The sequence below is a fragment of the Paenarthrobacter sp. A20 genome (assembly GCF_024168825.1).
In the GTDB taxonomy this organism is placed as follows: domain Bacteria; phylum Actinomycetota; class Actinomycetes; order Actinomycetales; family Micrococcaceae; genus Arthrobacter.
The window spans coordinates 3,816,254-3,833,994 of record NZ_JALJWH010000001.1 but is presented as its reverse complement, the minus strand read 5'-3'; the positions used below and the strand labels follow the sequence as shown (position 1 = coordinate 3,833,994).

Sequence of the window (17,741 nt, the reverse complement as noted above, 5' to 3'; positions counted from 1 at the left end):
CCGGGACCGAATAATTCCCGTGCGGCCGGGTAGCGGGGTGACGTCACACCCTTGCGCTGGTGCGTTCATTCAGGAAAGGGCAGACTGGTCGCATGTGTGGACGTTATGTCATGGCCCGTGCGGTGGGGGACCTGCTTGCCGATTTCGACGCCGAACTTGAGAACGAAATTGCCCTTGGGAAGTCGTGGAACGTAGCACCAACCGACGCTGTTCCCATCGTGTTGGAAAGACTCGTCGATGACAACCCGAAGCGGCAGCTCCATGTTGCCAAGTGGGGCCTGGTGCCCTCATGGGCGAAGGATCCCAAGGGGGGTGCGCGCCTTATCAACGCACGCAGCGAGACCCTTCTGGAGAAGCCTTCCTTCAAGAAGGCCGCTGTTGCACGTCGTTGCGCGGTTCCCGCTGACGGCTACTACGAATGGAAAAAGGGCGAGGGGAAGAACAAGCAGCCCTATTATGTGCACCCGGGAGATGGCCAAGGCCTGGTCTTTGCGGGCTTGTATGAGTGGTGGCGGGATCAGTCGGCATCTGATGACGACCCGGGCCGCTGGTTGTTGTCCATGTCCATCCTGACCGCGGACACTCCCACGGCAGATGTGGCCCGGACGCGGCGCAGCGCCTCGGTCTTTGACGAACTGACAGCGCTCCATGACCGTGTTCCATTGCCCATGAGCACAGAGACGATGGAAGCCTGGCTGGATCCGCGGGAGAAGGACGCCGGAGGGCTGGTGGAACTGGTCCGTTCCAGGGCCCACGATGCCGCTGCTGGCTGGACGCTGGATCCTGTGGGCAGTGCCGTGGGGAACGTCCGGAACAACTCCCCGGAACTCATCGAGCCGGTGGAAGGCCTCTTCTAGCGGTCAGAGAGCCTCTGTCACCGGCACTCCGGACTGGAACTCCCGGCCGTCCGCCTCGCTGAAGCCCGTCATGACGTGGCCCTTGCTCAGCCCATGGATGGCCGACATCGGAAAGTTCCCCGTGATGACGTTGCCCGAGTGCTCCACGCCTTTGATGTCATAGTTTTCCTCGGCACTGAGGGAATGGTTGAAGGAATAGAACGAGATCGCCTCGCCATTCATGAATTCGATACCGAGCCTGCGCTGTGAGGAATAGTCCTCGCTGGCAGCAACAAGGCCCACGACGTAAGCGCCGGAGCCTGGTATGTTGCCATCGATTTCGAACCTTGCCACAAGGTTGTCGTCTTCGGCGGAGATGTTGACCTGCTTCAGGAGTGCGTCATTGGTGCTCATGCCACAATCCTGCTCTGTGGACCCGCCGGCGTCCACCCCTTTGACTCATCCTTCCAGCAGGCGCTCGATGGTGCGGGCGACCTCGGATCTGTCCTTGACTTGCCCCTTGCGGGCGGTCAGCAGGTGCAACGCGAGGCCGTCGCTGTAATCGGAGACTGCTTCGGCCCGTGCCCGGGCTTCAGGGATCTCCATGGCTTCGAGCAGTTGCGCCAAGGCCGCTACCAAACGTTCGTGCCCGTCGGCGACGACTTCGGGCTGGTCCAGCGCGAAAACGAAACGGGCCCGGGTCAGTTCGGCGTTTTCCCCGGCGAGTCCCATGACCGCTCCGGCGATTTGCTCCGCCAGGGACGCTGCCGACGTCGGCAATTCCAGCCTCCCTTCCTGCAGCAGGAGGCTGTCCAGTTCTTCAACGCGGTCGACGGCGGCACCCACCAGTGCGGCCCGGTTGCGGAAATAGTTCGAGGTAGTTCCGACGGCGACGCCGGCTTGGGCGTCCACCGCCCGGTGCGTCAGGCCCTTGAGGCCCTGCGCCGAGACGACTGCGAGCGCAGCATCGGCTAACTGTGTTCGTCGGTCAGGCATGGCGAAAGTCTAGCGGCAAACCACTACCGGCACTACAAATGTAGTAGTACAGTGTGGGCATGAAAAAAGTGGAGATCATCGGCGGCGGAATAGCCGGCCTGGCGCTCGCAAGCCGGCTCGATCCCGGGATGTTCGACGTCACGGTTTACGAACAGCGGCCGGAACTGCCCCCTGTGGGAACAACCCTGGCCATGTGGACCGAAGCCCAGCAGGCACTGTCGGTGCTGGGCCTTCTAGGTGCAGCGCGTAGCCGGGGAGCCACCATCAAGGCCGGTGCGCTCCGCAGCCCTTCAGGGGAACCCATGCTGTCAATGGAGGGGGAGGGGCTGATGGGGCTTTCCCGACCTGAACTGCTGGCGTTGCTGGATTCTGCCGTGCCTGAAACCGTGCGTCGGGTGACGGGGAGGGTGGAACACCTGCCCGGCCATGCGTGGTTGACCGTGGGTGCAGATGGCGTCCGCAGCGTTGTTCGGCGGGACGCCTGGGGTGATCGGAGTGCAGCTAAACCCACGCCGTTCCTGGCTGTCCGCGGAGTGGTTCCCGGAACCCCTTCCCCTGAGGACGTCGGCGAGTACTGGGGCTGCGGAGAGATCTTCGGCTTGGCACCTGCAGGGGGTGAAGCCAACTGGTACGCCTCCTTCCGCTCAGAACTGGGCCCGGACAGGGTGGATGTCGCAGAAGCACTGGAAATGACGCGAAACCGCTATGCCAACTACTCGCCGGCCGTGCTGGAGGTACTTCACCGGGCAACTCCGGAGAATTCCCTGGCCCAACGCATCTGGACAACCCCGCCACTGGGCCGCTATGCGCGGGGCAATGTGGTCTTGGTCGGGGATGCCGCCCACGCCATGACGCCCAACCTGGGCAGGGGCGCCTGCGAAGCACTGATCGATGCCGTGACCTTGGGCGGGCTCCTCAACGACCTGCCATTGAAGGACGCGCTCGCCGCCTATGGCAGGAAGCGCGTCCTGCGCACCCAGCAACTACGGATGGCCTCCTCCTTGATGGGGAGCATCGCCCTTGCCCAAGGCATGCAACCTTGGCGCGACGCCTTGCTGAAACAGGTGGGCAGGAGGGTATCAAGAGCCCGGGATGGGGCTGGAACTTCGAAGTAGGTTTTGTCGCGGCGTCGGCGTAAACTGAATATATTCGAACATACATTCGAATAAGGATCTCCGACGCAAACGAGGTGTGGAAATGGGGCTGTTCAGTGAGTCCGTCGGCGTCATCTGCGCGGAAACGGGCCAGCCCCAGGAAGTCCAATGGAAAGGGGCACGGTACACGGTCTCCAACGAACCGGTCCGATGGTTTGAAAGACGCCAATGGTGGCTGGAAGAAAGCCGCGCACCCCTGGGCAGCGGTGCCGGACTGGTAGACCACGAGATCTGGCGTGTTCAGCTTCAGCAACTGCAGGAAGGAACACCAGCCGCCGACACCATCACACTTGACCTGGTCCGTCACGTTGGCAGCGGACGCTGGAGGGTCCTTCGCATCCATGACGCAGCACCGGCACAGGCCGTAGAGCCAGACGAAGCAGCGTGACCCTTGAGCTTCACCCACCTGCACGTCTCCACAGCCTTCAGTGCACACTACGGCGTCTCCTGGCCGGATGAACTGGCCCAAGCAGCCGCAGCAGACGGCGCAACCGCGCTCGCCTGCACAGACCGGGACGGACTCTACGGCACCGTCAAGCACCTCAAAGCATGCATGGATGCAGGCATCGACCCCATCGTGGGGGTGGACCTGGCTGTATTCGACGACGACGGCGACCAACGCACCCAAGTGGCGGGCCGCGTCGTCGTCCTCGCCCACGGCAACAACAACGGCGCCGGATACAGGGCTCTTTGCCGCCTCATATCCGACGCCCACGCACGCACCTCAGGTAAAGCCGGCGGAGCAATCCCCGTCGCAGTCACCAGAGGTGAACTCGCTTCACGAACACTGGACCCCAAAACCCTCAAACAGGTTCTAACAGTCCTGATCGGCCCCAACTCAGATGTAGGCAGGGCCATGGGTGGACGCAAGTACTTGCGTCCAAGGACCCTCTTCAAGCAATGGATCGACGCCATGCCGCCCGGGACCATCGTCACCGAAACCGTCTCCCACCTCAGCGCACCTGGCGAACCGCTCAGTACGGCACATGCCGTGCGGATGCTCAAACTCGCCCTCGAGCACAACGTCCCCGCCATCCTCACCAACGCCGTGCGCTTTTGCGCCCAGGACGGCGCCGCCACCGCAGACGTCCTTGACTCTGCACGCACCCTCAAATCCCTCCCTGAACTCTCAACGGAACCCCTGCTGCAACCAACAGGGCAGGGCTGGCTGAAAACACCCCAGCAAATGCTCCAACTCGGAAAAGAAATCATGACCGCGGCAGGCCAGGGAAGAGCCGACCTCCACAAACTGCTCGCCAACACGGAGGCGCTCGCAGACAAATGCCGCATAGACCCCGTCCTGGACATGGGGTGGAAGAAACCAGTGGTTCCAGAGTCCACCATTATCGGCATTGACTGCGACCCCATGGTCGAACTGACGCAACGTTGCAAGGCAGGAATCACCAGAAGATTCCCAGGCATCAAGGGAGAAGCCGAAAAGCAGTTGCGCTCGCGGTTGGACCATGAGCTCGGAATCATCGCCCGGTTGGGTTTTGCCTCATACTTCCTCACCGTGGCGGAGGTATCCCGGATGATCCTTGATATGGGCGTCAGGGTTGCCGCCAGGGGATCGGGCGCATCAAGCCTTGTGAACTACCTGATCGATATCAGCCAGGTGGATCCGATCCGCCACGACCTCATTTTTGAACGTTTCCTGTCAGGCCGCCGGTCAACGCTTCCCGACATCGACATCGATGTCGAAAGTGCTGAACGGCACAATGTTTATCGAAAGATATTTGAGCGTTTCGGATCCGAGCGCGTCACCCTCATGAGCATGCAGAACGGCTACAGGGCTCGAGGAGCTGTCCGGGACGCAGGACTGGCACTCGGGATGGACGACGGCGAGATAGGCGAGATCGCAAAGCAACTCTGGAGGTTCTCCGCCCGCAAATTCCGCGAAGCATTGGTGGAGAAGCCGGAGCTCCGTGATTTTGCCGGGCGGGTGGAACAAGGTGGGTTGGAGGAGAACCAGCAACTCGATCTCCTGGTGGACCTTACCGAAAGGCTGGACCGCCTTCCCCGGCACATCTCAATGCATCCATGCGGGGTGATTTTGGGCGATGCCACGCTGTTGGACCGGACTCCGGTTCAACCCAGCGGACTGGGACTGCCCATGAGTCAGTTCGATAAACACGACATGGACCCCATGGGAATGCTCAAGCTGGACGTCCTTGGCGTGAGGATGCAAAGTGCCATGGCCTTTGCCGTGCGTGAAGTCATTCGCCTTCACCCGTCCAAAGCAGAAGTTGTGGCCGCAGGTAAGCATCCTGTTGAGCCGGGCGGGACAGGGCCGGACTTCATCGCCGCAGACGGCAGGATCAACCTTAACGCCGTACCGTTCGACGACGAGCCCACCTATGAACTGATCCGCAGCACCCACACGCTCGGCTGTTTTCAGATCGAGTCCCCAGGCCAGCGTGAACTCATAGGAAAGATGGCTCCCAGGGAATTCAACGACCTCATTATCGATATCTCGCTGTTCCGGCCCGGCCCCATGAAATCGGACATGGTGCGGCCCTTCCTTGAGCACAGGCACGGATTTGCCCCGGAGGTCTATCCTCATCCGGATTTGAAACCGGTTTTGCAAGAGACCCATGGGGTTACTGTCTTCCATGAGCAGATCCTGAAGACCTTTCAGGTCATGACCGGCTGTGGACTGGCAAGGGCAGATGAATTCCGGCGGGCTTTGGGCGATGAAATCCATGAACCGGGGGTTGAGGCATTCTTCCGGCGGGAAGCGATCAAGAGGTACTCCCCGGAGGTAGTGGACAAAGTCTGGGGAACCTTGAAGGCCTTTGGCAGCTTCGGATTCTGCAAAGCCCACGGAGCCGCTTTTGCCGTGCCCACCTACCAATCTGCTTGGCTGAAAACCCATCATCCGGAGGCGTTCCTGGCAGGATTGTGGGAGCACGATCCTGGAATGTACCCCAAACGCCTTCTGGTCGCCGAAGCGCGTCGGCTGGGCATACCCATCCTTCCCCTGGACATCAACCGGAGCCATGCCGAATACCGGGTGGAGAAAATCCAGCAGGGCAATGATCAGGGCAAGCTTGGTATTCGTTTGAGCTTCACTGGAATCTATGGGTTATCGGGCGCTGAATTGAAGAGGATCGTGGCAGGACAGCCCTACGATTCCCTCGCAGACCTGAGGGCACGCGCAAGAGTCAGCAAGCCGAACATTAAGAGGCTTGCCCAACTTGGGGCTTTTGATGCCCTTCACAAGGACTCAGGTGGCAAGGCGAACCGGGCGGATCTTGTGCAGCACCTGCAGGCCCTCCAAAGCAGCCCCAGCAAAAAGACCACTGACGTTATCGATGGACAGCTGTCCTTTGCTCTTGGCGATGTTGAGTTGAGGAACCTGGCTGCAAAGCTTCCCGAGCCGTCCATGGTGGACAACGTCAGGGCGGAGCTGGACCTGATGGCCGTCGATGTCAGTGAGCACCTTATGGACAGTCACCGGCCCCTCCTGGACAAGCTGGGAGTCACCACTGCCGATAAACTCCTCGGGCTTCGGAATGGGACAGAAGTGCTGGTGGCAGGGGTGCGGGTAGCAACGCAAACTCCGCCTATGCGTGGTGGAAGGCGCGTGGTCTTCATCAGCATCGATGACGGCACTGGTTGCGTGGATTCGGTCTTTTTCCATGAAGCCCAGGAAGAATCCGGACCCTTGCTGTTTGGTACGCGCCTTCTGTTGATCCGTGGAACCACAAGGCGCACCGGTCCCAAGGGAATCAGCCTGAGCGCCACCAAAGCCTGGGACCTCGGCCAGCCTGAAACGTTGCCATACCCAGAGCTTCGCCCTGCCGGAGGTGGCCTGCCTGATGAATACACGCACAGAGGGCCCCTGCACGGCATCTCCAGGAACCTTGCCATCACTGGCCTTGGAAGCTGATCCGGCCTCTGAATCCGGCGTCGGCGCGCTGCTTTGGCCGCCCCAGCCGAAGCAGATACGATTGACGGTGGCTGGCTGTGGTCCCCGTACGCCACAAGCTATGAAGCCTTAACTATGAATAGGAGACACCCGTGTCAGATGCCCAACAGATCACCCTCATCGTCGATGGCGAAGAGACCAAGGTGACGGAAGGGACTACCGGCGCGGAACTCTTCTTCGAGCGCCGCGACGTCGTTGTAGCCCGAGTCAATGGTGTGCTGACGGACCTTGACCAGGTTCTCGCCGAAGGCACTAACGTCGAGGGCGTCACCATCGAATCACCCGACGGACTCAATGTGCTCCGCCACTCCACTGCCCACGTCATGGCCCAGGCAGTTCAGCAGTTGCGCCCCGATGCAAAGCTCGGCATTGGCCCTTACATCACTGACGGCTTCTACTTCGATTTCGATGTCGCTGAACCCTTCACCCCGGAAGACCTGCGCACGCTGGAAAAGATGATGCAAAAGATCATCAACCAGAACCAGAAGTTCGTGCGCCGTGTGGTCAACGAGGATGAAGCCCGCGAGGCTATGGCCCACGAACCTTACAAGCTGGAACTGCTGGGCAAGAAGAATGACGCAAGCGACGCCGCTGAGGGCGTCAACGTCGAGGTCGGCGCCGGCGACATCACGATCTACGACAACGTGGACAGGAAGAGCGGCGAGAGTGTCTGGTGCGATCTTTGCCGCGGCCCGCACCTGCCCAACACCAAGATCATTTCCAATGCGTTCGCGTTGACTCGCTCGTCCGCCGCCTACTGGCTGGGTAACCAGAACAACCAGCAGCTGCAGCGTATCTACGGCACAGCCTGGCCTACCAAGGAAGCCCTCAAGGCCTACCAGGAACGCATCGCTGAAGCCGAGCGCCGCGACCACCGCAAGCTCGGCGTCGAACTTGACCTCTTCTCCTTCCCGGACGAGCTGGGCTCCGGCCTCCCGGTGTTCCACCCCAAGGGCGGCATCATCCGCAAGGCCATGGAGGACTACTCCCGCCAACGCCACGTGGATGCCGGCTACGAGTTCGTGTACACCCCCCACATCACCAAGGGACACCTCTACGAGGTTTCGGGGCACCTGGACTGGTACAAGGACGGCATGTTCCCGGCGATGCAGGTGGATGCCGAGTACAACGACGACGGCACCGTACGCAAGCCGGCCCAGGACTACTACCTGAAGCCGATGAACTGCCCCATGCATAACCTGATCTTCCGCTCCCGCGGCCGGTCATACCGCGAACTTCCGCTGCGCCTCTTCGAATTCGGTTCGGTGTACCGCTATGAGAAGTCCGGCGTTGTGCACGGCCTGACACGCGTCCGTGGCATGACACAGGACGATGCCCACATCTACTGCACCCGCGAGCAGATGAAGGAAGAGCTCACCACCACGCTGAACTTCGTCCTGGGCCTCCTCAAGGACTACGGCCTGGATGACTTCTACCTGGAGCTCTCCACCAAGAACGAAGAAAAATTCGTTGGCGACGACGCCGCCTGGGAGGAAGCTACCCGCACTTTGTCCGAGGTTGCCGCTGCTTCGGGCCTGGAGCTGGTGCCGGATCCGGGTGGAGCTGCCTTCTACGGTCCCAAGATCTCGGTCCAGGCGAAAGACGCCCTGGGCAGGACCTGGCAGATGTCCACCATCCAGTTGGACTTCAACCTTCCGGAACGATTCGAACTGGAGTATCAGGCAGCGGATGGCACGCGCCAGCGCCCGGTAATGATCCACCGGGCCCTCTTCGGATCCGTTGAACGCTTCATGGGTGTCCTGACCGAGCACTACGCCGGGGCGTTCCCCGCATGGCTCTCACCAGTGCAGGTAGTTGGCATCCCTGTGGCCGAGACATTCAACGACTACATGTTCGACGTCGTGGGCCAGCTCAAGGCGGCGGGCATCCGTGCCGAAGTGGACATCTCGTCGGACCGCTTCCCCAAGAAGATCCGCACTGCAAGCAAGGACAAAATCCCCTTCGTTCTGATTGCCGGCGGTGAGGATGCTGAGGCCGGCGCGGTCTCGTTCCGCTTCCGCGATGGCAGCCAGGACAACGGCGTGCCGGTGGCCGAGGCCGTCCGCAGGATCGTGGACGCCGTCAAGAACCGCGAGAGCTGACGGAACGGACACAAAGACGGTGCAGGAGAACACAGGCGCGGCAGCTGACCTACCAGGTGACGCCGACGTAACCGATGACTTCGGATTGGCGGGCGTACCGGACGCGTTTCAGCGCCTGTGGACTCCGCACCGCATGGCCTACATCAAGGGCGGGCAGGATCAATTCAAGAACAAGGATGACTGCCCGTTCTGTGTAGGGCCCACGCGCTCCGACGAGGAATCCTTGATCGTCTACCGGGGGAGGACCTGCTACGTGGTCCTCAACCTTTTCCCATACAACCCGGGGCACTTGTTGATCTGTCCCTATCGCCATGTGCCTGACTACACGGACATCACGGTGGAGGAGACGGCCGAGTTCGCCGAATTAACGCAGACCGCCATGCGGGTGCTCCGGAAGGTTTCGAATCCCAGTGGCTTCAACCTGGGCATGAACCAGGGTGTCACCGGCGGCGCGGGCATTGCTGCGCATCTTCATCAACATGTGGTGCCGCGCTGGGGCGGGGATGGAAACTTCTTCCCGATCATCGCCCAGACCAAGGCCATCACCCAAACACTTGACGAGGTGCGCAAGCTAGTGGCCGAAGCCTGGCCGGGGGAGTCGAATGCTCAATAGGCATGCGCGCGGCTTCTTCACTTCACTATTCACCCCCCTTGCGCGCTGGCTCCTCAAGATCGGCGTGTCTCCTGACGCTGTGACCATGGCAGGTACGGCCGGCGTTATCCTCGGCGGCCTTGTGCTCTATCCGCTGGGCCAGCTGTGGTGGGGTTCGGTCGTCGTGGCTTTCTTCGCGTTCTCGGATGTGGTGGACGGCATCATGGCGCGTCTCCAGGGCAGAAGCGGTGGCTGGGGCAATTTCCTGGATTCCACCCTGGACCGTTTGGCAGATGGGGCAATCTTTGCCGGCCTCGCCATCTGGTTCTTCACCCACGGCGGGGATTCAGCGATCGGTACTGCCGCCGTCGTCTGCCTTGTCCTTGGAATGGTTGTCTCCTATGCCAGGGCCAAAGCAGAGTCCCTGGGGTACCAAGCGAGCGTAGGGATCGCCGAGCGTGCCGAGCGTTTGGCATCGGTGCTGCTCATAGCAGGGCTGACGGGGTTGGGGCTTCCGCCCGTTGTGTTGTTCGGGACCTTGATCCTGCTGGCACTGGCCAGCGTCGTGACCATCATTCAGCGGATGGCTACTGTGCGCCGGCAGGCCATGGCCGAGGCTGATGGACCGCCAGCTGGCTGAAGGCCTACGCCGCCACCCTTCCCATGGGAACTGGCATCCGACCAGATTCTGTCCCCGGCGGTTGTGCAGCTGTCCTATCACAGCCCCCTTTGTTGCCCGTGAAGGCAGTAATGAATGTACTGCCACCATGCAACGTGCGACTACTATTACTAGTACTTGGTCACCTTGACCTGAAACCCGGTGTGCGCTGATTGCGGTCGTGTGGCTGCGCGTGCCTCCGGCAAGAAGGTCGTTTATCTACCCATAGGGGTTTTTGTGTCTACACCAGATGTAAGCAACGAAGCCGGTTCGTCCGCGAACAGCGTCACGGGCAGCAGCCGCGTTAAGCGGGGCATGGCGGAGATGCTCAAGGGCGGCGTCATCATGGACGTCGTTAACGTCGAGCAGGCCCGCATCGCCGAAGACGCCGGTGCCGTCGCTGTCATGGCGCTCGAGCGTGTCCCGGCCGATATCCGCGCCCAGGGTGGCGTGTCCCGCATGTCGGATCCGGACATGATCGATGCGATCATCGCCGCCGTGTCCATCCCGGTCATGGCCAAGGCCCGCATCGGCCACTTCGTCGAGGCCCAGGTCCTGCAGTCCCTCGGTGTTGACTACATCGACGAGTCCGAGGTCCTGACCCCGGCCGACTACATCAACCACATCGACAAGTGGAACTTCACCGTTCCGTTCGTGTGTGGTGCCACCAACCTTGGTGAGGCTTTGCGCCGCATCAACGAGGGTGCGGCGATGATCCGGTCCAAGGGCGAAGCCGGTACCGGTGATGTTTCCAACGCGACCGGGCACATGCGCAAGATCCGTTCGGAGATCGCCAAGCTCGCAGCACTTCCCGAGGACGAGCTCTACGTTGCGGCCAAGGAGTTGCAGGCCCCGTACGAGCTGGTCAAGGAAGTTGCCGCGACCGGCAAGCTTCCCGTGGTGTTGTTCACCGCCGGTGGCATCGCGACCCCGGCTGATGCTGCGATGATGATGCAGCTCGGCGCCGATGGTGTGTTCGTTGGCTCCGGTATCTTCAAGTCCGGCAACCCGGCAGAGCGCGCCGCCGCCGTCGTCAAGGCCACCACCTTCCACGACGACCCCGATGTCATTGCCAAGGTCTCCCGCGGCCTGGGCGAAGCGATGGTCGGCATCAACGTCGACGACATCCCGCAGCCCCACCGCCTCGCAGAGCGCGGCTGGTAGCAAGCAAAGCAGTACGACGGCGGCCGGTCACCTTCCGAGGTGACCGGCCGCCGTCGTTTTTATTCCAGTCCGCGGCGTTTCAGGAGGGGTTCCAGCTCTGCGTCGCGGCCACGGAATGCCCGGAATGAAACCAGCGGGTCCCGGCTGTTACCCCGTGATAGCAACTCTGAGCGAAAGTGATCGCCGTTCGCCCTTGTCAGGCCGCCGTTTTCCTTAAACCATTCCACGGTGTCTGCATCCAGTACCTCGCTCCAGATGTACGAGTAATAGCCCGCTGCGTAGCCTGCGCCGGCAAAGATGTGCTGGAAGTAGCCGGTTCTGTACCGGGGTGGAATCAGGGGGTGTGCGATGCCGGCGTCGGCAAGGGCTTTGGCTTCGAAGGCGAGGACATCGTCCGGGACGCCTGTTTCCGGGAGGACATGCCACGCGAGGTCCAGGAGCGCAGCCCCAAGGTACTCGGTGGTCGCGAATCCTTCGCCCCACAGCAGTGAGTCATTGAGCTTGTCCACGGTGGACTGGGGGAGCACTTCGCCCGTGGAGTAGTGGCGGGCATACTTGGCCAGGACCTCGGGCCACATGATCCACATCTCGTTGACCTGCGACGGATACTCCACAAAGTCCCGGGGAACGGATGTTCCAGAGAAGCGCGGGTACGTGACATCCGAGAACAGGCCATGCAGTGCGTGCCCAAATTCGTGGAAGACGGTCCGGACCTCATCCAGGGACAGCAGCGCCGGCTCACCGGGGGCAGGTTTGGTGATGTTGAGGTTATTGATCACCACGGACTTTGTGCCCAGCAGCCGGGATTGCTCCACGAGGGAGTCCATCCAGGCTCCTCCGCGCTTGGACTCCCGCGTGTAGTAGTCGCCGAGGAACAGGCCAAGTCCGCTGCCGTCCCGGTCGCGGATCTCCCACACGCGTACGTCAGGGTGGTAGCCCACAAGGTCGGCTCGTTCGTGGAACGTGATGCCGTAAAGCTCCGTGGCCGCATGGAATATGCCGTCGGTGAGAACGGTCTCGAGGCTGAAGTAGGGGCGCAGCGCCTGCTCGTCCACCTCGAACTTGTCTTTGCGGACCCGGGCCGAATAGTAGGCCCAATCCCACGGTTCCAGATCATGCCCCGCTGATTCCGCCAGGGCGTCGGCCTCTGCCTGGGCGTTGCGGATGGCCGCAGCTGACATCCGGTGCAGCATCGCCTGGACGTCGCCGAAGCCAGGTGCTGTCTGCTGGTCCACCACCAGTTCGGCAAAGTTCGTAAATCCCAGGAGCGAAGCCTTCTCCGCGCGCAGCTGGACCGTTGCTGTAACGAGGTCCCGCACATCCAAGTCCCCGCCATCGATGCCGCGCGCCAGGGACGCTTCATGCAGACGACGGCGGATGGACCGGTTCTCCAACGATGCCAGGGCTGGCTGGTTGCTGGGTTGAATCAGCGTCAGCAAGTACTTCCCGTCATGTCCGGCGGCCTTCGCGGCTTCGGCTGCGCCGGCGATGTCCTCGGCCGGCAGGCCAGCGAGGTCTCCAGCGTCATCGAGCACCAGCGCCGCGGACTTCATGGCCTCCTTGACACGCTGGCCGAATTCGGTGCCCAACCGTGAGAGTTCCGCGTTGACTTCACGCAGCCGTGACTGGCCCGCATCGTCAAGCTGGATGCCGGACTGCCGGAACTCCTTAAGGTACTCCTCGACCAAGCGCGCAGACTCGGCGTCGAGATCTCCGGTGTCGATGGCGGCGAACCGTTCGTAGAGTTCCCGGTTCATGTACACGGCATCCTGATGCGCCGAGAACCTGGGTGATAGCTCCGTCTCAAGCGCTCTGATGGCATCGGAGGCGTCTGCTGCGACCAGCGTGAAGAACGCTGCTGCCGCCCTGTTCAGGAGAAGTCCCGACCGTTCCATGGCCACGGCCGTGTTCTCGAAGGTCGCGGGTTCGGGGTTGCCGGTGATCAGCTGGATTTCCTGCAGGTGCCCGGCCAGCCCGGCGTCGACAGCCTCGGCATAATGCCCGGGGGTGATGCCGGCGAAGGGCGGCAGGCCGTACGGCAGGGTGCTGGGACTCAAGAGGGGATTGGTCATGAAGTGACTCTTTCACGTAAGAATCGTGTCCTCAAGAGCGGCGCGCCCGGTTCGACCGGCCTTCCGCCCTAGGATGAAAACCATGGGCAAAATCACATCTACAGTGGCGTGGATCCGTCCTCCAAAGCCGGCAATCGTGCTGATGACTGCGGCTCTTGCCCTGTCTCTGGGTGCCTGCGGTGTCATTGCCGAAAACGAGGACCAGAACCGCAGTAATGCCGCATCGGCTCCAGCCACGCAGACGCCGGCGCCGACGCGCACTCCCGCTCCGAACCCGACCCCCGGCAAAGGCCCTGCGTGCCCGGAACTGCGTTGCACCTCCATTACGGTGACGGGCGACATGCTGGTCCATACCCAGCTCTGGCAACAAGCGAAGGCCGACGCCGCTGCGGCGGGGTTGCCCGGCTACACCTTTGTCCCCCTCCTCGAAGGTCAACGGCGCTATATCCGCAACAGCGACCTCGCAATCTGCCATCAGGAGACACCGGTGGCCACGCCGGAAGGGCCTTTCTCGGCCTACCCGTCGTTCAACGTTCCACCGCAGATCATCACAGCCTCCAAGGATGTTGGCTACCAGGCGTGCACCACGGCGAGCAACCACACCATTGACCGTGGGACCGATGGGCTTCTGCGGACACTCGATGCACTCGACGCGGCCGGACTCAAGCACACGGGTTCCTACCGGACGGAGGCCGCGTCCAAGGAAATACTCATGCTTGAAACGGACGCCGCAAAGGTCGCAGTCATCATCGGGACCTACGGCCACAACGGACAAATTCCCGAGTACCCGTGGTTGGTCGATGAGCTTGATCCCGCAGCAATGATCGCAAAAGCAACGCAGGCCAAGGCGCTGGGGGCGGACATCGTGCTGGGAGTCATGCATGCCGGTGACGAGTACGCAAGCGAAGCAAATACCCAGCAGCAGGATGTTGCGCACGCGTTGGTGGACAGCGGCCAGTTCACCATGATCTACGGTCACCACACCCACTCTGTGCTGCCGATCGAGAATTACAAGGGAACGTGGATTGTGTACGGATTGGGAAACGGCATCACGGAATTGTCGCCTTGGTATGTGGTCAATAACGAAGGACTGCTGGTCAGGGCACAGTTCAGCCAGAACGCCGCAGGTGCCTGGACCGCATCGGACCTTGCATGGGCGCCTTCCGTGATCGTCCGGGATCCCTACCGGTGGTGCTCGGTGGCCAGCGATGCTCCACAGGGAGTCTGCGCAACGCCCGCCGCGGACGCTGCGACCCACCAGCGAACCAAAGCGGTGGTCGAGTCCATGGGCGCAGCAACTGCCGGCGCCCACGAACTGTTGATCACCAAGGAAAAGTAGGCCCTAGCGCGGCCGCCGGGCAGCGTGTTCGCGCGCGAGGCGGGCGTAGTCGTCGTCGGGCGCTCCCGGGACGAAGGTGCCGTACTTACGCTCGGCCGCTGTCCGGATGAGGAAATCGGCAATCGCCGGGTTCTTCGGCAGCAAGGAGCCGTGCAGGTAGCTGGCTACGACATTGTTGTAGCGTGCGCCCTCGTGTCCATCCTTGCTGTTGTTCCCTGCACCCTTGGTGACGGTTCCGAGAGGCTCGACGCCGGGACCCAGGGTGGTCTGCCCGCTGTGGTTTTCGTAGCCCATGATGTCTCCGAACTCGGTTGACTTCATGATCACGTTTCCGATGAGCCGCTCATCGGTCCCGTGGGTTTCGACGTCCAGGATGCCGATGCCGGGAATGACGGGTCCGGCGCTGGTCTTGAAGAACTTGCCAAAAAGCTGATAGAGACCGCAGATCACCAACATGGGTGCCCCGGCATCGGCAAGTTCCCGGAGGTGATCGGCCCGCGACTGGAGGTCATCCTGAATGACCACCTGTCCGCTGTCCTGTCCGCCTCCACCGACCACGATGTCGACGTCGTCGGGAAATTCGTCACCCACGTTGTATTCCAGCAGCTCCGGAGTGTAGCCGTGCCATTTGATGCGCTGCTTCAGGACAAGTGCATTGCCCCAGTCACCGTAAATGTTCATTTCCCGCGGGTAGAGCTGGAGGATACGAAGTCTTCCTTTGCTTTGCTCCGCCTCTGGGGTGGATTGTGCTTCCGAGGTCATGAGACCACCTCAACTATGGTGATTTTGGCGAGTTCGCGGCGAATGGCGAGCATGGAGGTGTAGGTACAGAAGATCCGCTTGGGCTTGCCGCGGGAGCCGTTGATGAAGAGGCGCAAGGCGGCGGTGATATCCGGTTCCACGGCGCCGAAGGGGACGTCGTCGTACTGCAGCCGCAGCGCCATGTCATAGGCGCGGACACCGGTGAGGACTTCCACGCCATCTGCCCGCAGAGACTCGAATTCGACGTCCCAGAGCCAGGACATGTCCCTGCCGTCCGCGTAGTTGTCGTTGATGGCGATCATCGTTGCGTAACCACCGGCGGGGAAGGACTTGAGCCCGAGTCTGAACCCGCTGGGGTTCTTCACGAGGACAAGTTCCAGGGGCTGTCCATCCACGGTAAGGCTTTCGCCACGACCGAACGCGGGAGCTACATCGGCCAGGGCCTTGACGAGCTTGGGAGTGTCAACAGGGCCGGTGCCAAGGACGGCGCGCGCCAGTGACAGGGCGGCAGCTGCATTGAAGATGTTGTAGACGCCACGCAGCTTCATTTCCGTGCTGACTGTCCGGCCGTCGAACTCAAAGTCAGCGTCTTGCGCCCCAACCCGGCGGAGTACGACGTCGGCCGCCGGCAAATCGACCACCTCACCAACCGCCGCGGCAACCGAAGTGCCCGATGGCGACGGGCCCGAGCCGGAAGTGCGCATGTCGTCGTCGTTGGGAAAGGTGCTCCGCAATGATTCATCGAGACCGAAATACCTGACGTTGGGGTGGTGCAGCGCGTCAGCGGCCTGGAGGATGTTGGCGATGCGCGCAACACGTGGATCCTCGCGGTTCAGGACCACGGTGTCCGTTGTTTTGGACGCGATGTGCTCCAGCAACCGGGCGGTTTTGTCGATTTCGCCAAAGCGGTCCAACTGGTCGCGGAGGACATTCAGCAGGAGGCTGAAGCGGGGCTGGACCTTGTTGACGAAGTGCACCGCATGGGCTTCATCGAGTTCAAGAATGGCGATGTCGGCGTCAAGCCTTCCGCGCCAATCCACCTCACCGAGGAGTGAAGCGGCCACGCCGCGGGTGAAGTTGCTGCCGGTGCGGTTGGTGAAGACCCTCAGGCCCTGGCTTTCGAGGAGCTCCACCACCATCTTGGTGGTGGTGGTTTTGCCGTTGGTGCCACTGACCACGGCAACGCCGTGGGGAAGGGAGGCCAGCGTTCGCTGCATGAAGCCGGGGTCGATTTTCTCGACCACGAGGCCGGGAAAAGCTGATCCTCCACCCCGAAGCCGGGACAGTGTGCGGACCAGCTTGCCGAGGGGGACGCTGAAGGAAAGCATGCTCTGTAATATATCCCAGTCAGGGCATGGAACCCGGCCCGCGGGCCGTCCACGGAGGTCGCAGAAGACGTGGCGGCAGCTATGCCGCACTATGATGGATCAATGACCAACCCCCTTTCCGACGCTTCATCGCGCGTGGGTTCAGGACTCAGGATCGGCGTTCTGGCACTCCAAGGCGACTTCCGCGAGCACATCCACGCAGTGGAGGCCGCTGGAGCCACCGGCGTGGGCATCCGCCGGCCGTCCGAGCTGGAAGACATTGACGGCCTGATTATCCCCGGCGGCGAATCCACCACCATCGACAAACTGTCCCGGACTTTCGAACTTCGCGATCCGATCCGAAAGCGGATAGGGGACGGCCTTCCGGTCTACGGCTCCTGCGCTGGAATGATCCTGCTCGCCGAAGAAATTGCCGACCCCGCAAAGGATCTTGACGGTAATCCGCAGCAGACCTTCGGCGGCCTGGACATCACGGTTCGCCGGAACGCTTTTGGACGCCAGCGCGAATCCTTCGAAACGGATCTTGATTTCAAGGGCCTGGACTTCAGCGCCGGGGAGTCCGGCGTGGATCCCGTCCACGCTGTATTTATCCGTGGACCGTGGGTTGAACGGGTAGGACCGGACGTTGAAATCCTGGCGCAGGTTGATCCGGACCATGCCAGCCACACGGCTACTTTGCACGGAGTGGCTAGAATTGTTGCAGTGCGCTCCGGCCACCTGCTGGCCACCTCCTTCCACCCGGAAGTGACTGGGGAGAAGCGCGTGCATGAACTCTTTATTCGAATGATCAGAGGAGAAGCGTAAAGC

The 17,741-nt window shown here is 61.7% G+C and carries 15 protein-coding genes; 10 read left to right on the top strand and 5 right to left on the bottom strand.

What is annotated here, in order from left to right; genetic code table 11:
• The first annotated feature begins 110 nt into the window (after positions 1-110).
• Complete coding sequence (locus J3D46_RS17610; RefSeq protein WP_253469246.1) at positions 111-857, top strand: SOS response-associated peptidase; 747 nt, start codon at positions 111-113, stop codon at positions 855-857.
• Positions 858-860: 3 nt separating this feature from the next.
• On the opposite strand, the gene J3D46_RS17605 is transcribed toward J3D46_RS17610, so the two are convergent.
• A complete protein-coding gene (locus J3D46_RS17605) occupies positions 861-1,250 on the bottom strand; it encodes a hypothetical protein (protein WP_014921999.1) in 390 nt (129 codons plus the stop codon).
• Between the two features lie 45 nt (positions 1,251-1,295).
• Positions 1,296-1,832 carry a TetR/AcrR family transcriptional regulator gene (locus tag J3D46_RS17600; protein ID WP_253468308.1) on the bottom strand — a complete coding sequence of 179 codons (537 nt, stop codon included), beginning with the start codon at positions 1,830-1,832 and terminating at the stop codon, positions 1,296-1,298.
• A gap of 53 nt (positions 1,833-1,885) precedes the next feature.
• Here J3D46_RS17600 and J3D46_RS17595 point away from each other — a divergent pair, with 53 nt between their 5' ends.
• From J3D46_RS17595 to pdxS, 7 genes are all read left to right on the top strand, one after another.
• Entirely contained in the window at positions 1,886-2,947 is a 1,062-nt protein-coding gene (locus tag J3D46_RS17595; RefSeq protein ID WP_253468307.1) for an FAD-dependent monooxygenase, read from the top strand.
• 82 nt (positions 2,948-3,029) lie between these two features.
• The gene (locus tag J3D46_RS17590) at positions 3,030-3,374 is read left to right on the top strand and encodes a DUF6504 family protein (protein ID WP_231338588.1); all 345 of its coding nucleotides are present in this window, start codon (positions 3,030-3,032) and stop codon (positions 3,372-3,374) included.
• Between the two features lie 3 nt (positions 3,375-3,377).
• Positions 3,378-6,878 (top strand): DNA polymerase III subunit alpha, encoded by a 3,501-nt coding sequence (locus J3D46_RS17585; RefSeq protein ID WP_253468306.1) that lies wholly within the window; start codon positions 3,378-3,380, stop codon positions 6,876-6,878.
• A 131-nt stretch (positions 6,879-7,009) separates the two neighbouring features.
• Positions 7,010-9,019: a threonine--tRNA ligase gene (gene thrS, locus J3D46_RS17580; protein WP_253468305.1), complete on the top strand. Its 2,010-nt coding sequence runs from the start codon at positions 7,010-7,012 to the stop codon at positions 9,017-9,019.
• A gap of 19 nt (positions 9,020-9,038) precedes the next feature.
• Complete coding sequence (locus J3D46_RS17575) at positions 9,039-9,632, top strand: HIT domain-containing protein (RefSeq protein WP_159703044.1); 594 nt, start codon at positions 9,039-9,041, stop codon at positions 9,630-9,632.
• Positions 9,622-10,251: a phosphatidylinositol phosphate synthase gene (gene pgsA / locus J3D46_RS17570; protein ID WP_231338585.1), complete on the top strand. Its 630-nt coding sequence runs from the start codon at positions 9,622-9,624 to the stop codon at positions 10,249-10,251. The genes J3D46_RS17575 and pgsA overlap by 11 nt, the downstream gene beginning before the upstream one ends.
• 255 nt (positions 10,252-10,506) lie before the next feature.
• On the top strand, positions 10,507-11,433 hold the full coding sequence (pdxS, locus tag J3D46_RS17565) for a pyridoxal 5'-phosphate synthase lyase subunit PdxS (RefSeq protein WP_017197521.1): 927 nt from the start codon (positions 10,507-10,509) through the stop codon (positions 11,431-11,433).
• Positions 11,434-11,492: 59 nt separating this feature from the next.
• Here pdxS and J3D46_RS17560 read toward each other — a convergent pair whose 3' ends face one another.
• A complete protein-coding gene (locus J3D46_RS17560; RefSeq protein ID WP_253468304.1) occupies positions 11,493-13,505 on the bottom strand; it encodes a M3 family metallopeptidase in 2,013 nt (670 codons plus the stop codon).
• A 73-nt stretch (positions 13,506-13,578) separates the two neighbouring features.
• On the opposite strand from J3D46_RS17560, the gene J3D46_RS17555 reads away from it, so the two are divergent.
• A complete protein-coding gene (locus J3D46_RS17555) occupies positions 13,579-14,844 on the top strand; it encodes a CapA family protein (RefSeq protein WP_253468303.1) in 1,266 nt (421 codons plus the stop codon).
• A 3-nt stretch (positions 14,845-14,847) separates the two neighbouring features.
• Here the strand turns inward: J3D46_RS17555 and J3D46_RS17550 are convergent, their stop codons facing one another.
• Together J3D46_RS17550 and J3D46_RS17545 are read right to left on the bottom strand one after the other, a co-directional pair.
• Positions 14,848-15,606 carry a type 1 glutamine amidotransferase gene (locus J3D46_RS17550; protein WP_231338582.1) on the bottom strand — a complete coding sequence of 253 codons (759 nt, stop codon included), beginning with the start codon at positions 15,604-15,606 and terminating at the stop codon, positions 14,848-14,850.
• A complete protein-coding gene (locus J3D46_RS17545) occupies positions 15,603-16,934 on the bottom strand; it encodes a Mur ligase family protein (protein WP_231338581.1) in 1,332 nt (443 codons plus the stop codon). Before J3D46_RS17545 ends, J3D46_RS17550 begins: the two co-directional genes overlap by 4 nt.
• A gap of 102 nt (positions 16,935-17,036) precedes the next feature.
• On the opposite strand from J3D46_RS17545, the gene pdxT reads away from it, so the two are divergent.
• Positions 17,037-17,738, top strand: coding sequence for a pyridoxal 5'-phosphate synthase glutaminase subunit PdxT (gene pdxT, locus J3D46_RS17540; protein WP_253468302.1), 702 nt, complete (start codon positions 17,037-17,039; stop codon positions 17,736-17,738).
• The last annotated feature ends 3 nt before the right edge of the window (positions 17,739-17,741 follow it).